General features: G+C 40.4%; 14 protein-coding genes. 10 read left to right on the top strand and 4 right to left on the bottom strand.

The genetic code is table 11. From position 1 onward, the window contains the following. Positions 1 to 81 precede the first annotated feature (81 nt). A complete protein-coding gene (gene yaaA / locus DP73_RS00230) occupies positions 82 to 831 on the top strand; it encodes a peroxide stress protein YaaA (protein WP_034596516.1) in 750 nt (249 codons plus the stop codon). A 153-nt stretch (positions 832 to 984) separates the two neighbouring features. Here yaaA and DP73_RS00225 read toward each other — a convergent pair whose 3' ends face one another. After that, on the bottom strand, positions 985 to 2,043 hold the full coding sequence (locus tag DP73_RS00225; protein WP_034596514.1) for a response regulator: 1,059 nt from the start codon (positions 2,041 to 2,043) through the stop codon (positions 985 to 987). A gap of 252 nt (positions 2,044 to 2,295) precedes the next feature. Here DP73_RS00225 and ald point away from each other — a divergent pair, with 252 nt between their 5' ends. Continuing rightward, positions 2,296 to 3,429: an alanine dehydrogenase gene (gene ald / locus DP73_RS00220; protein ID WP_034596513.1), complete on the top strand. Its 1,134-nt coding sequence runs from the start codon at positions 2,296 to 2,298 to the stop codon at positions 3,427 to 3,429. Positions 3,430 to 3,526: 97 nt separating this feature from the next. Here ald and DP73_RS00215 read toward each other — a convergent pair whose 3' ends face one another. Then, entirely contained in the window at positions 3,527 to 4,747 is a 1,221-nt protein-coding gene (locus DP73_RS00215) for a PocR ligand-binding domain-containing protein (RefSeq protein WP_034596512.1), read from the bottom strand. A gap of 313 nt (positions 4,748 to 5,060) precedes the next feature. Between DP73_RS00215 and DP73_RS00210 the strand changes: the two genes are divergently transcribed. Genes DP73_RS00210 through DP73_RS00200 form a run of 3 tightly spaced genes read left to right on the top strand, consistent with a single transcriptional unit; the run spans position 5,061 to position 6,742 of the window. Continuing rightward, the gene (locus DP73_RS00210) at positions 5,061 to 5,549 is read left to right on the top strand and encodes a hypothetical protein (RefSeq protein ID WP_034596511.1); all 489 of its coding nucleotides are present in this window, start codon (positions 5,061 to 5,063) and stop codon (positions 5,547 to 5,549) included. A 1-nt stretch (position 5,550) separates the two neighbouring features. Continuing rightward, positions 5,551 to 6,171, top strand: coding sequence for a hypothetical protein (locus DP73_RS00205; protein WP_034596510.1), 621 nt, complete (start codon positions 5,551 to 5,553; stop codon positions 6,169 to 6,171). A 16-nt stretch (positions 6,172 to 6,187) separates the two neighbouring features. Beyond that, the gene (locus DP73_RS00200; RefSeq protein WP_034596509.1) at positions 6,188 to 6,742 is read left to right on the top strand and encodes a hypothetical protein; all 555 of its coding nucleotides are present in this window, start codon (positions 6,188 to 6,190) and stop codon (positions 6,740 to 6,742) included. Positions 6,743 to 6,806: 64 nt separating this feature from the next. Here DP73_RS00200 and DP73_RS00195 read toward each other — a convergent pair whose 3' ends face one another. After that, complete coding sequence (locus tag DP73_RS00195; RefSeq protein WP_034596507.1) at positions 6,807 to 7,682, bottom strand: LysR family transcriptional regulator; 876 nt, start codon at positions 7,680 to 7,682, stop codon at positions 6,807 to 6,809. A gap of 117 nt (positions 7,683 to 7,799) precedes the next feature. Here DP73_RS00195 and DP73_RS00190 point away from each other — a divergent pair, with 117 nt between their 5' ends. From DP73_RS00190 to DP73_RS00170, 4 genes are all read left to right on the top strand, one after another. Then, positions 7,800 to 8,516 (top strand): AzlC family ABC transporter permease, encoded by a 717-nt coding sequence (locus DP73_RS00190; protein ID WP_034596505.1) that lies wholly within the window; start codon positions 7,800 to 7,802, stop codon positions 8,514 to 8,516. Continuing rightward, positions 8,506 to 8,811, top strand: a complete 306-nt coding sequence (locus DP73_RS00185; protein ID WP_034596503.1) for an AzlD domain-containing protein — start codon at positions 8,506 to 8,508, stop codon at positions 8,809 to 8,811. Before DP73_RS00190 ends, DP73_RS00185 begins: the two co-directional genes overlap by 11 nt. A 292-nt stretch (positions 8,812 to 9,103) precedes the next feature. Continuing rightward, entirely contained in the window at positions 9,104 to 9,973 is an 870-nt protein-coding gene (locus DP73_RS00180; protein ID WP_034596501.1) for an AAA family ATPase, read from the top strand. Between the two features lie 226 nt (positions 9,974 to 10,199). Further along, positions 10,200 to 10,688 (top strand): GNAT family N-acetyltransferase, encoded by a 489-nt coding sequence (locus DP73_RS00170; protein WP_034596498.1) that lies wholly within the window; start codon positions 10,200 to 10,202, stop codon positions 10,686 to 10,688. Here the strand turns inward: DP73_RS00170 and DP73_RS00165 are convergent. Then, positions 10,685 to 10,936: a hypothetical protein gene (locus DP73_RS00165; RefSeq protein WP_034596496.1), complete on the bottom strand. Its 252-nt coding sequence runs from the start codon at positions 10,934 to 10,936 to the stop codon at positions 10,685 to 10,687. The two genes, DP73_RS00170 and DP73_RS00165, sit on opposite strands and share 4 nt — an antisense overlap. A 320-nt stretch (positions 10,937 to 11,256) precedes the next feature. Between DP73_RS00165 and DP73_RS00160 the strand changes: the two genes are divergently transcribed. Then, positions 11,257 to 13,164 carry a [Fe-Fe] hydrogenase large subunit C-terminal domain-containing protein gene (locus tag DP73_RS00160; protein WP_034596495.1) on the top strand — a complete coding sequence of 636 codons (1,908 nt, stop codon included), beginning with the start codon at positions 11,257 to 11,259 and terminating at the stop codon, positions 13,162 to 13,164. The last annotated feature ends 261 nt before the right edge of the window (positions 13,165 to 13,425 follow it).

The following is a 13,425-nucleotide window of genomic DNA, read 5'->3' as shown; positions in this document are numbered from 1 at the left end:
GTTAAGTGATAAGGTAATATTCTCGTGGAGAATCCAGAATATGGTTCTGACTAGGTTATCTTAACTTAAGGATGATATATATTGAAGATCATAATCTCTCCGGCTAAGAAGATGAATATGGATGGGGATTTTCTTCCCTCTCGCCAAGCCCCTGTCTATCTTGAAAAAACTCAACAGCTCAAGGAATATCTCCAAAACCTAACCTATATTGAACTTAAAAAGCTGCTTTGTTGTAACGATGAGATTGCCAGGCTGAACTATGAACGCTATCAAAGAATGGATTTATGCAGGTATACAAACCCGGCCATTTTATCCTACGATGGCATTCAGTACATGTACATGGCCCCGCAGGTATTTGAGGATGGCTACTTTGACTACATTGAAGACCATCTGCGGATTCTCTCGGGATTTTACGGGATATTGAAACCTTTTGATGGAGTTGTACCCTATCGCTTGGAAATGCAGGCAAAGCTGAAAACCCCTTTCTGTCATAATCTATATGACTATTGGAAAGATGATATCTATCGGGAGTTAACCCAGAATGATACCAGGATTTTGAATCTTGCTTCCGCTGAATACAGTAAAACTGTTGAAAAATACTTAACTGCCGACATCAACTATGTTACCTGCAAATTTGGCGAGCTGATCGACGGTAAGGTTATCGAAAAAGGGGTTTATGTGAAAATGGCTCGCGGCGAAATGGTACGTTTCCTGGCTGAAAACGCTGTTGAAGATTTGGCTGAAATCAAAAGGTTTAATCGACTTGGGTTCCTATATATGGATGATCTGTCAGATGACAACACCTTTGTATTTGTGAAGACCACCAAATAGATATTAATGATGCAAGCGAGAAATCAACCCTCATTGTGACGATGCGGGTTGATTTCTTTTGCAAAAGAAGATATATAGAAAAATCCTGAGTAAGCAATTAATTGGGAACACATATTTGCGAAATACAAGTGGTTTCAGTAAGGAAAGCATATATTAAGAGCCTCCTATATGCTTTCCTCGATATTCCGAGGGGGTGAGGCCTTCGGATTTTTTGAAAATCGCCGAGAAGTAGCTGCTGGAATTAAAACCGGTAGCGATGGCAATTTGATCTATTGTCTCAGCAGACCTGCGCAATCGGTGTTTGGCTTTTTTCAGACGCACTTGGGTCAGGTAATCCGTAAAACCCACGCCGGTGTTCTTATTAAAGATCCTACTCAGATAAGCCGGACTGAGATGGACATGTTTCGCCACCATGTTGAGGGAGATATTCTCAGCATAGTTCTGGTCAATGTACTCCATAGCTTTGCGGATGAGAGTTAACCCTTGGTTATGCTGTTGAATGGCTGAATTTAATAAACTAATGCACTTTTCCAACATTCCATCCCCCCAGGCCTTGAGGCCCGCATGAGAGGTAATATGGGATAAGTCTTGCACTAGATCATTTTCTGTAGAAGTCACCTCCCCAGGATCGGCACCTCCAGATAAGGCAGCCTGGAGAACGATGACCATAAGTCGTAAACCGAAAGAATAAAGCAGGGCGGTGGAGGGAACAGGTTCAACTTTAGTCAGATGGGCAAAAATCAGGGCTAATTGCCGCTTTCCCTCGCTAAGATCGCCGTCTTTAACCAGTTCCTCTAGTTTTGAAAAATCCATGGCCGGCCCGGGCTGAAATTTTTTAAGAGAAAACCTATTTATGGCCTGTCTTACAGCCTCAATGAGTAGTTGAGGTTGAATTGGCTTAAGTAAATAGTCTGTAGCTTGGGCTTTAATAGCTTGTTGAGAATAGGAGAATTTTCCGTAGGCGGTTAAAATAATCACTTCGGTAGAGGGGTAAAATGACTTTATTTGTTTGGTGGCTTCAATCCCGTCAATCCCAGGCATTTTGATATCCATAATGATCAGATCCGGTTGGAGGAGATGAACTTTTTCTAAAGCATCCCGTCCATTGACAGCCTCATCGATTGTTGAAATAGGCAGGTCAGAATTTTGTAAAGTCAACCGCAAAATCTTGCGCTCTAATTCCTCATCATCAACCAGCAATACTTTATACATCCTCTTATCATCCATTCCTCGAAAAGTTTATAACCATAGGATTTTAAGTCAATTATACGTTTATTTAAGCACAATGCCTATTCGTTTTAGAATTACAATATCTTAATATCAAAGGTAAAAATATTTACAACTTATTTGAACAATCTGACATTATTTTTTTGTTTTTGGGCAATGGTTTAATCTGGTTGGCAAACCTTATTATGAGATGATAAGGGTATAAACAGCCACCAGTCGAAAGGAGCGCAAATTCAAATGATTATCGGGGTACCGAAAGAAATTAAAAACAATGAAAATCGTGTAGCTCTCACTCCCGCAGGTGTTGTAGCCTTTGGCAAAGCCGGTCATCAAGTAGTCGTCGAAACGAATGCAGGTGTAGGCAGCGGTATAAGCAATGAAGAATACATTGCTGCCGGTGCCAATATCTTGGCTACTCCCTCAGACGTATATGCCAGTGCAGATATGATTATGAAAGTTAAAGAACCTTTGGCTTCAGAATATGAGCTGTTCAAAGATGGTCAACTATTGTTTACTTATTTGCATCTTGCTCCAGAACCGGCCTTAACTGCTGCCTTACTCAAAAAAAATGTAGTAGGAATTGCCTACGAAACGGTACAACCTGCCGACGGCAGCTTGCCTCTATTAATCCCTATGAGTGAGGTAGCCGGACGTATGTCAATTCAAATCGGTGCTCAATTCTTAGAAAAACAGTATGGTGGTACGGGAATACTCTTAGGTGGAGTGCCGGGAGTCCCCCCCGCTAAAGTTGCCATTGTGGGAGGTGGTATCGTTGGTATCAACGCTGCTAAAATGGCTATTGGTTTTGGCGCGGATGTAACCATCCTGGATGTCTGTAATAGCCGACTCCGCTATTTGGATGATATCTTTGGTTCAAGGATTAAAACCTTGATGTCTAACAGCTATAATATTCAACAGGCAGTAGAACAAGCTGATCTCTTGGTTGGAGCTGTTCTAATCCCCGGTGCTAAAGCTCCTAAACTCGTAACCGAGGAAATGGTTCGAGGAATGAAACCAGGGTCAGTGATTGTTGACGTGGCCATTGATCAGGGTGGCAGCGTGGAAACCATTGATCATGTGACAACCCATGCCGAGCCCACCTATGAAAAGTATGGCGTGGTACACTATAGTGTGGCCAATATGCCCGGAGCTGTAGCTCGCACTGCCACCTTTGCTTTGACGAATGCTACAATGCCTTATGCTCTTAAATTGGCGAATCTGGGGTACGCGGAGGCTATCAGAACGGATCTCGCTTTAGCCCGTGGTGTTAATGTTATCCACGGTAAACTCACTTATAAAGCAGTTGCCGAAGCCCTCAATCGTGAGTATACACCGTTAGGTGATGTAACCGATGTTCCCGCCGGTTTTTAGAGGCAATTAAGAACAATTAAGACGTGAAAAAGGATCATTAGCCAGGATTTTCTGGTTATGATCCTTTCGAATTTAGTCAGTAAATTTCGAGTTCTTTTCACCCTTCCTGCAGGGGAATAAGGAGGCGAACCGTCGTTAGCCCTTGTTCAGGCAGCAGCCTGATCCCATACCCAGGGCCAAATTGAAGCTGTAAGCGTTTATGGACATTGCGCAGGCCTATCCCGGCCTGAAGGGGATGTTCCTGGCTTAAATCGAGAGTGTAATAGTGCTGAGACATACCAACCCCATCGTCTATCACAGAAATCTCTACATCGTTATTCAGCTTTTTAGCCACAATTCGGAGGTGACCCAGACCTTCTTTAGGTTCTAAGCCATGTATACAGGCATTTTCAACCAGAGGCTGCAGGCTTAAGAAGGGAATCTGTAAATCATGGAGGTCTTCCGGCACTTGAATGGTTAACTCCAAACGATCTCCAAAGCGATTTTTTTGAATCAGAAGATAGCTTTCTACATAATGCAGTTCCTCTCGCAAGGGAACCAGTTCCTCCGGGTGATCAAGATTATGCCTCAGTAAATTAGAAAGGGCAAAAAGAGTATTTAACCCCTTGGCATTATCACCAAGGGTGACTAAACTGATGATAGTATTAAGGGTGTTGAATAAAAAGTGGGGTTTGATTTGAGCTTGGAGGTTTTTCAGCTCTGCTCTATGCAAGGTATGCTCCAACTCGATAATAATCCGGGCGTCCTCAGCTGCTTTAAGCTTTTCTTTGCTTAAGGCTTCTTGACGATTAGCGCGATAGATCAGCTCAACAATATAACTTACGACAAATTGGATCAGGCCGCCGGCTGCCTGGCATTTTTCCATACTGATAACCTGGATTTCTTGAAAGGTTTTACTGAGATCTTGGGGATCCAGTCCTAGGTCGGCAGTTGCGGCAAGCATATCCTCAATTTCTTTTGCTCCGGGTTTTTCCAGCAGCATCTGACCGCAGGTTATGGAACCGTAGAACTTATCATCAACGATGATAGGTACCGCCATTAACATCACGCCGGCATGGCATTTGCCTATGCTTGAGTTACCCTGGGTCAGGGTATTAAAACCTAATTCGGCATTGGAATTAATACAACGCTTGAGTCCAACTTCTTTGGAACGAATACTCCGGCAAAATCCATAGAAATAATCATGCTGGACCACCGGAAACCCCAGGGCATCATTGATATCAATGGTGATGTCTGTAGCCTTAGTGAAGGTTTCAATGATTCGAACCAGCTTGTCTTCTTCAATCAGATGGAAGAGACTCTTTGGTTTAAGATCCATACAGCCTTACAATCCTCTCATTTTCTATATCCTAAATTTATAGTCAAATACTGATATATCTCTGATTTTAGGCGGTAGTCATCCATCTGAAACTAAGTTAAAGATAGATTCTCTTGTCCTGATTATAGACTTAAATCCTTATTTTTGGCTAGGATAATTTCTCAGGATAAGCTCTGTCCAAAGTGGAACACTATTGGTAAAAGAAGGGTTTTGGTAGCTTGATGGAGAAAACTGTTGTATATGAACTTATTAGGGATGAAAGAGAATAATTATCATGAGTTATTGTCGATGAAAATGACAAGGGAGTGATTATTTGAGTAGATTTACTTTTATTGCGTCTGATTACGAATTACCGGAAATAGATTTGTCCGGTATTATCAAGGGGACGGTTAAGGAATTAAAGGAAATGAATCTTAATCCTCGACCGGAATTATCCTTTAACCTTGATAAACTTCGCGATGATGTTAAAGCAATCTTTATTCCTGATGGTGTTGATACTGGTGGATTAACAATATCAAGATGTACTAATCCGCCCTATGGAATAGAGGAGTACATTAAGAAAAGATATACTTATTGGCTTGGTGGGAGCTTTAGTATTAACTGGACAAACCAACTTCAAGAGTATTTAAATACTAAAATCCAAGAGGGTAAGCCTATTGAGCTTTGGTCAATTTGGTTCGGATGGCATGAATTTGAGGAAATGTTATATAAAAAAATAGAATTATCTAAAATAAATAGTTGTGATTTTGAATTATTAGATCAGAGGGATTGTTGCTTTATTATTGAAGGTATTGGAGGTTGATATGGGATTTAAAAAGGAGAAAGTAAAAATCCAGTGGTTGTTAATGGGTATGATTTTTGTTTTTCTTCTTGGTGGGTTAATTCACCTGCTATCACCTTTTCCCACAGGAGAATTTAAAGCCGAGAGCCCCCCCAATCGGTACGAAATATCTATTAATACCGGATTTGAACGTCAGGGTAAAAATCAATGTGCGGCCTTTTCGACTGCTTTCGTTCTGAGGAACTTTGGGCAAAATCTTCAAGGTGCAGAGATTTATGCGAAAATCCCCTATAAGATTCCTATTTCAGGATATGTTTTACCCAAGGGAGTAGTCAGTTATTTTCAGTCTCAGGGATTTAGACCAGCTATTTATAGAGGAGATCTTAATTCATTAAAGAATAGGCTTGTGCAAGGGAATAAGCCAATTATTGTTCTAGTCGGTAATGGACTTTTCTGGCAGCATTACATGACTTTTTTAGGCTATGATGATGAAAAAAAAGAGTTGTATTTTTTTGATTCCGGCAGGGATAATGATGAAAATGCTGAGCTTACAGGGAATAGGACAATGACAGAGGATTATTTCTTGAAATGGTGGAGCAACGGTTTGCCGGTTTTTAATCATGTTTACATAATAGTGGAGTAAAGGTAAGGAGATTTTAATGGATTACAAGCCCGAAGTAAGCAATAGGTTTGCTTTTTGTGCAATGTTAATTGTATTATTTCCATTATTTTTGTTATTTGAACCAAAGTACCAGCATTCCATTATCGTCTTGCTAGTTATAGTTATTGGTAATGAATATGCTTACGCATTCCCGAGACAGGCTATGAAATTATATGAAAAAATACTTTTTAAATCATTACTAGAAAGATTTCACGTAACAATCCAGATTGTAATACTAATCGGCATTGGCGTGACTGAAGTGTATACTCTAAAAACAATCAATCTATTGCCATTATTTTTATTCACACTTGTTTATCTATTGTGGTGTTCTTTTCTCCAGAAACAATCTCTAATAGTCGGAAGTAAAAGTATAGCAATTGGACAAAGAATGTTCTCCTACGATTCAATTTCTTCATTAACTTTTAATAAGGAAGGACTTGTTATAGAAGTTAAAGACAAATCGTTTAAAATTTATAATTGGGCACTTGGTAGACGAGACAATTTAGAAGTAATAGTAAAGGAATTAAGTGAAGCAATTAAGGCTAATGAGTAACTACAACAGCAATGAAGTCATCGAGATACTCCTAATTTATTGTACAATTGAACAAAAAGACGACTCAAGAAGAACTTCCATATTGCTCAACAATGAAATCCATAAAGTACCGGCTGGCAATGGGCAATACCTTCTTGTTTTTAAAGGCCAGGGAGATGGTACGGACAATAGGCGGGTACAGCTCCAAGGTTGAGATATGATAAGGGGACCTGCTGATAATTAATTTCGGGAGAATAGATATTCCCAAGCCGCTTTCAATCATGGACATAATCGTATAGTCATCATGAACACGGTATTGGACGTTGGGATGGAGATTTTCCCGTTTAAAAAACTCCAAGGGCACACTTAATTGACCTTCATCTAAGAGGATAAAGGCTTCATTGACCAGGTCCTGAAGTAATGTTTTCTTTTTGAGGGTTAAGGGGTGGTTTTTGGGCACCACCACCAGCATTTCATCTTGTTGAAGGGGGATAGTCTTGAGTTCGGATACAGCTTGAGCATCGGGATTGACAAAGCCGAAATCGACGCTTCCTTCTTTAATCAACTGGGCAATGCTAGTGTACTCTCCCTGGTGAAGTTCAAAGCATACCGAAGGGTACCTGGCTTTAAAATCCCTGATTAAATCAGGCAGCCAATTGCTGGAAATACTGGAGAAGGTGCCAATGCGAATAATCCCTGTTTGCAGTCCTTGCATTTCCCGGTGTTTTTCCTCAAGCTCTCGGAGGGAATTATGTACCCCTTTAATGTAGGGCAGGAATTCCTCGGCATCAGGCGTCAGAGAGATCCCTTTCCGAGAACGCAAAAAGAGTATGGTGGATAGTTCCTCCTCTAGGGAGCGTACCATCTGGCTGATAGCGGATTGAGTGTAACCGAGTTCCTCAGCAGCTTTAGTAAAACTTCCTGTTTCGATGATTTTCATAAAAGCTTGATAGCGATTCATTGTTCACCTCATTTACATTAGAAAAACTTATATATTCATTATGGAAATTCGTTTTACTTATGTCAAGAGGGGAGAGTATGATGAAACAAATATAATGATAGATCAGAGGTAAGTTTCATGAGCAACAAGATTATCCCCTGGAAAAACGGAATCAAAGACGGTATCCCCATCGCTCTCGGCTACTTTGCGGTTTCTTTTACCTTTGGCATTGTGGCAAAGAAGTCCGGGCTGACGCCCTTTCAGGCCGTCTTCATGTCCGCAGTCAACCTGACCTCAGCCGGACAATTCGGAGCATTGGCTTTAATCGGGACTTCCGCGACTTATCTGGAAATGGCCCTGACCCAACTAATCATTAATTTAAGATATTGTTTGATGTCCTGTTCATTATCTCAAAAGTTCGAGGCAGGAGCAGGCTGGCCTCATCGCTTTCTGGTGGCCTTCGGCGTTACGGATGAAATATTCGGGGTATCCGTTTGCAAAGCGGGTAAACTGAACCCTTTCTACAATTACGGTCTGATGAGCGTTAGTATACCGGGCTGGATGCTGGGTACCTTTTGCGGTGTTGTTTCAGGGGAGATTTTGCCCGCAAGAATCATCAGCGCCTTAAGTGTCGCCTTGTATGGGATGTTTATTGCTGTGATTGTCCCGCCGGCAAAAGGAAACAAACTATTGACTGGAATCATTATCTCATCCATGCTGCTGAGTTTGCTGTTTGCCCAACTACCCATCCTTAGTCAAATCTCCCAGGGATTTAAAATCATTATCTTAACAGTAGCGATAGCAGGAATTGCTGCTCTCCTGTTTCCGGTGAAGGAGGCTGCCCATGAGGGGTAATATCTATCTCTATATTCTGGTCATGGCGGGTGTTACATATTTGATCAGACTCATTCCCTTGATTTTCATGCGTAAGGAAATCAGGAATGTTTATCTCAAATCCTTTCTATATTATGTTCCCTATGTCACTCTGGCAGTGATGACCTTTCCCGCGATCTTAAGCGCGACGGCAAACCTGTGGTCCGCCCTGGCAGGATTCGGCACGGCCTTAATCTTGGCCTATCGCGGTGGCAGTCTGTTCAAGGTTTCTATCGTGGCTTGTTTATCAGTCTTTATTGTTGAGTTGATGGTATAAAGCGGTTTATTGCTTCTGCTCACTATCCCTCCCTATAACCCCGAAGTACAGAAAAACTGAGCATCGCATTTTCCTGTGTTTTTCTTTAAGCTCTCGGAGGGAATTATATACCCCTTTCGAAAAAACCGTTGGAAATCTCCCCGGAGTTAATTCCTGCTTAGATAATATGCTATAATTAAGTAACTTTACAGACATGACCGGAGAGGGAATGACTTAACTATAAATTATGTTGCATCATGGGGCTGACAGGATTGTTAGCCTTTTATTGTTATTATGTGGAAGGAAGGGAACAATGGTTTACTTAAGTGTTTTTACATTTCCCAATGACGAGATGGAATTCGACTTCTTCCTAAAAGTAAAAAGAACATGCTATGACGTGTTTTATCCATTTAGGGTTTTATCCAGACATAACTTTGAAAGAATTGATTTTGAGCCGGTTACGATTTTATATGGAGGAAACGGTTCGGGAAAATCCACGGCCTTAAATGTGATTGCCGAAAAAACAGGGATCAATCGAGATTCCATTTATAATAAATCTAATTTTTATCCCGACTATACTAATATGTGCGGGATGCAGCTGGAGGCAGACATTCCCGAAAACAGCAGAATTATTACCAGTGATGATGTATTTGACTATATGCTGAATGTCCGTAATCTCAACGAAGGTATTGACCAAAAACGGGATAAACTTTTCGAAGAATATTTGGATGCCAAGTATTCTCAGTTTCAGATGAAGTCCCTATCCGATTATGAGCTGCTTAAAACAACAAATATGGCTAGAAGTAAAACACAGTCTCGATTTGTGAGAAAGAAACTGATGTCTAATGTACGGGAATATTCCAATGGGGAAAGTGCATTCCTGTACTTTACAGAAAAAATTACTGAAAATGGACTTTATATATTAGACGAGCCTGAAAACAGTCTGGCTCCTAAAAGGCAAATGGAATTAATGAAATTCATTGAGGATGCCGCGCGATTTTGGAACTGCCAGTTTATTATCTCAACCCATTCGCCATTTTTACTTGCCTTGCGGGGAGCAAAAATATATGATCTTGATGAGAATCCCGTGGATGTTAAACGGTGGACTAAATTGGAAAATGTACGGACATACTATGAGTTTTTTAAACGATATGAAGAAGACTTCTCAAAAATTCTGGACTAAATCGGGCTGTGAAGTATTCAGTATAGCTCATGTGAATCATGTACGTATCAAAGGAGCCGCCGTCCATGACTGCCCTGGGTTAGATGGGGGAATCATTGCAGATCCCCTTGAAGGTAATAGGGTTTCAAGGAAAGTACTAGCGTATAATAATTATTTTTGGGATGAAGTAAAAGGGCTTTATAAATTGATACTTTAATTAGTTCTCGCCGTGAAAGGAGTAGACAAAATGGTAAAAATAGCGATCAGGCCTGCTGAAAAGAGTGATTGCGATGTCTTAACAAAGATTTCGTTTGCGGCAAAGAGATATTGGAATTATCCAGAAGCCTATATAGATATCTGGAAAACAGAGCTGACCATTACCGCTGATTATATTAAGGATAATTATGTCTACGTGGCTGAGGATAATGGCCAAATAATTGGGTATTTCTCAGTCTTGGAAGTTCAAGAGGATTTTATGGCTGGTAAGGTACTGCTTAGAAAGGGCTTTTGGCTGGAACATATTTTTATTTTGCCGGAGTTTATTGGTCTGGGAATTGGGACACAGTTAATTGGCGCAGCAAAAAGCATATGCGTTAAAGGGAATATAGACGGCTTATCTATATTGTCCGATCCTTACGCAAAAGGCTTTTATGATAAAGTGGGCGCAAACTATATTGGTGAAGTGCCATCGAGCATTAAAGGAAGAACGGTTGCCTTATTTGAATTGAAAATTTAAATATAGACATTCTTAGCTACCACGATATCCTCGGCTTTAGCAATCTGACTATATTGGAACAGCTCTGCTTCAATGTTTACGGTATTCGCCATCATTGGCTCCTGTATCATAGCGGCTTTCAGTTTCATTCCCAGTTTGCCTATGGGTTCGTCAGTTTTCATGAAGAAGCTCAGAGCGCTGTTCTTATGGATTGGTTCTGCATCCAGCCAGAGCTTGCTATAAAACTCTATATAATAAAAATCACTCAAAATTATCGCTATTTACACCTTGTAAGGACTAATTGCATATTGGAAACTAATTATTTTCAAACGAAATAAAACATTTGCTAGAATCTTTAAATGATATAACATATAATAGATTTAAAACTTTAGTATACCTATAAGGAGATACTATAAAACTAAAATACTTAAATAATAGATCATGAATTAATATTCATCTTCATTATCCGATGACATTATTTAATTAAGAACAAAGAACTTGCAATTAAAGCAAGAAGTATAACTTTATGGCAAAGCAGTTTAAGGTAATGGCTTACATAACAGTTAGATTGTGAAAGGTGGAGCAAGAATTGTCAGCAGCGTGTCACATTCATACGGATATCGATAAGTGCCAGGGGTGTAATAATTGTATCAGACATTGCCCAGTTCATGGGAATATCGCATATTTAGACACAAATGGAAATGTAAAAGTAAAAATCAACGAAGAGGATTGTATTGAATGCGGAGAATGCTTAAAAGTGTGCAGCCATAGTGCTCGGTACTATCAAGACGATATTACCTCTTTTTTTGCAGAATTAAAAGGTGGCAGCAAAGTATCAATACTATCAGCTCCGGCAATACGTGTAAATTTTCCGAATTACAAACGGCTTTTTGGCTATCTTAAATCCCTTGGAGCTCATGCCTTCTATGACGTATCGCTGGGAGCAGATATCTGTACCTGGGCGTATCTAAAGACAATAAACGAAAAAAATCTAAAAACACTCATTGCTCAACCTTGCCCTGTAGTCGTCAATTATATTGAAAAATACGTTCCGGAATTACTTGAGCAACTTTCCCCCGTTCACAGCCCTATGATGTGCTCGGCTATATATATTAAGCAGTACGTAAAAGACACTTCTGCGTTAGCAATGCTTTCTCCATGTATCGCTAAGAAAACGGAATTCGAAAGTACTGACAATACAATAAGCTATAACGTAACCTATAATAACCTGGCAAAGTACCTCGAAGCCCAGAATGTCAACCTCAATAATTACGAAGAAGTTGAATTCAATGACTTAGATTGTTCGTTAGGACTGCTGTTCAGTCGCCCCGGCGGTCTTCGGGAAAATGTCGAAGCTAGAAACCCTGACGCATGGGTTCGGCAAGTAGAAGGTCCGCAGGAAGTTTGTGACTATCTAAAAACATATTCTTCTAGGCTGAAGCAGGGCAAATCTGCACCTTTACTTGTCGACATTTTAAACTGTACTCACGGTTGCAATATTGGAACAGGAACAAGTTTAGACAAGTCAGTTCTTGATGATATCGATGATACATTAAACACCTTAAAGGTTGTTAAACGAGACGAAAGGGTTAGGAATAAGCATTTTAGCAAGATGTCTCGTCTAAATTGGCTTGACGAATATTTCACTAAAAACCTTAGACTGAGTGACTTCTTTCGCACTTACGATAGAAGCCGAAAGCTGAAGCCCCTTAGCAATCCTTCTGAATCGGAACTGAACAGCATCTATACTAAAATGCACAAAACAACCCAGGAGGCAAAAGAATTAAACTGCACAGCCTGCGGGCACGCAACCTGTCGAGATATGGCAGTCTCTATCTATCATGGCTCAAATATCGTTCAAAGCTGTATTGACTATAGTAGGGCAGAAATTATATTTGCTAAATCAGATAGTATAGACGAGATGAATACCTTAGTCGACCAACTTAAAGCTGCCGATATCGAGAAGGAAAAAAGCATTATTAAACGTCAGAAATATGTTGACTCCATTAAATCCACGGTTTTGCAAATGGCGAAGGGCAATGAGGAAAGTGTTTTAAGCTTAAACAACATTTCTAATTACATCTCCCAAACCTTAGATACAGCTACATTGCTTAAGGATAGCGTTAACTCAATGACCCAGAAATTAAACAATTTTGCCTCGGCTTCCGGTGAACTTGTCGAGATATCTAGCCAGACAAACCTTCTGTCTCTAAATGCCTCCATTGAAGCGGCTCGGGCAGGGGAAGGCGGTCGTGGATTTTCGGTTGTAGCTCAAGAAGTGAAAAAACTGGCAGAACAATCGAAGACCGTGGTTAGCAATACTATATCCGAGGAACGGGCCATGCTCGACGTATTGTCAGGAATTGCAGAAGGATCTTCTACCTTAGAGGAAAACATGCAACATATCTCCGATTCTGTTGCTGAAATGCTAGCGACAGTTGAGGAAATGGCTGCGCAAGAGGAAGAAATCCTCGCTGGTTTAGACTCTTCGATATAAGAAAATCTTGTTTTTGTCTAAGTCCAGGCCTGTCAGCAAATACCACTCTATCTCTGGAGTTTCTTTACAATCGGGATATTATTGATGGTATTTGCAGTTGTTTTATTTAATAGAGGGAAAAGGCGTAAAGAGATTTTCTAAGCCCACATAAAACATCAAAAGTAAGTTTTTGGCCTGTATGCGAAGCTACACCTCCGCATACAGGCTTTTGGTATTTTCCATCTTTGGAGGAAATAAACAAACTATAGAGAATATCACTAG

Source organism: Desulfosporosinus sp. HMP52 (assembly GCF_000765145.1).
Lineage (GTDB): Bacteria > Bacillota > Desulfitobacteriia > Desulfitobacteriales > Desulfitobacteriaceae > Desulfosporosinus.
Note: the sequence above shows the minus strand (reverse complement) of the source record. Positions and strands in the feature narration are given on the sequence as shown.

Excerpts from the sequence above, each read along its gene's own strand:
- DP73_RS00225 (WP_034596514.1), bottom strand. The coding sequence starts at position 2,043 with ATGTATAAAGTATTGCTGGTTGATGATGAGGAATTAGAGCGCAAGATT.
- ald (WP_034596513.1), top strand. The coding sequence starts at position 2,296 with ATGATTATCGGGGTACCGAAAGAAATTAAAAACAATGAAAATCGTGTA.
- DP73_RS00215 (WP_034596512.1), bottom strand. The coding sequence starts at position 4,747 with ATGGATCTTAAACCAAAGAGTCTCTTCCATCTGATTGAAGAAGACAAG.
- DP73_RS00205 (WP_034596510.1), top strand. The coding sequence starts at position 5,551 with ATGGGATTTAAAAAGGAGAAAGTAAAAATCCAGTGGTTGTTAATGGGT.
- DP73_RS00200 (WP_034596509.1), top strand. The coding sequence starts at position 6,188 with ATGGATTACAAGCCCGAAGTAAGCAATAGGTTTGCTTTTTGTGCAATG.
- DP73_RS00195 (WP_034596507.1), bottom strand. The coding sequence starts at position 7,682 with ATGAATCGCTATCAAGCTTTTATGAAAATCATCGAAACAGGAAGTTTT.
- DP73_RS00190 (WP_034596505.1), top strand. The coding sequence starts at position 7,800 with ATGAGCAACAAGATTATCCCCTGGAAAAACGGAATCAAAGACGGTATC.
- DP73_RS00185 (WP_034596503.1), top strand. The coding sequence starts at position 8,506 with ATGAGGGGTAATATCTATCTCTATATTCTGGTCATGGCGGGTGTTACA.
- DP73_RS00180 (WP_034596501.1), top strand. The coding sequence starts at position 9,104 with ATGGTTTACTTAAGTGTTTTTACATTTCCCAATGACGAGATGGAATTC.
- DP73_RS00170 (WP_034596498.1), top strand. The coding sequence starts at position 10,200 with ATGGTAAAAATAGCGATCAGGCCTGCTGAAAAGAGTGATTGCGATGTC.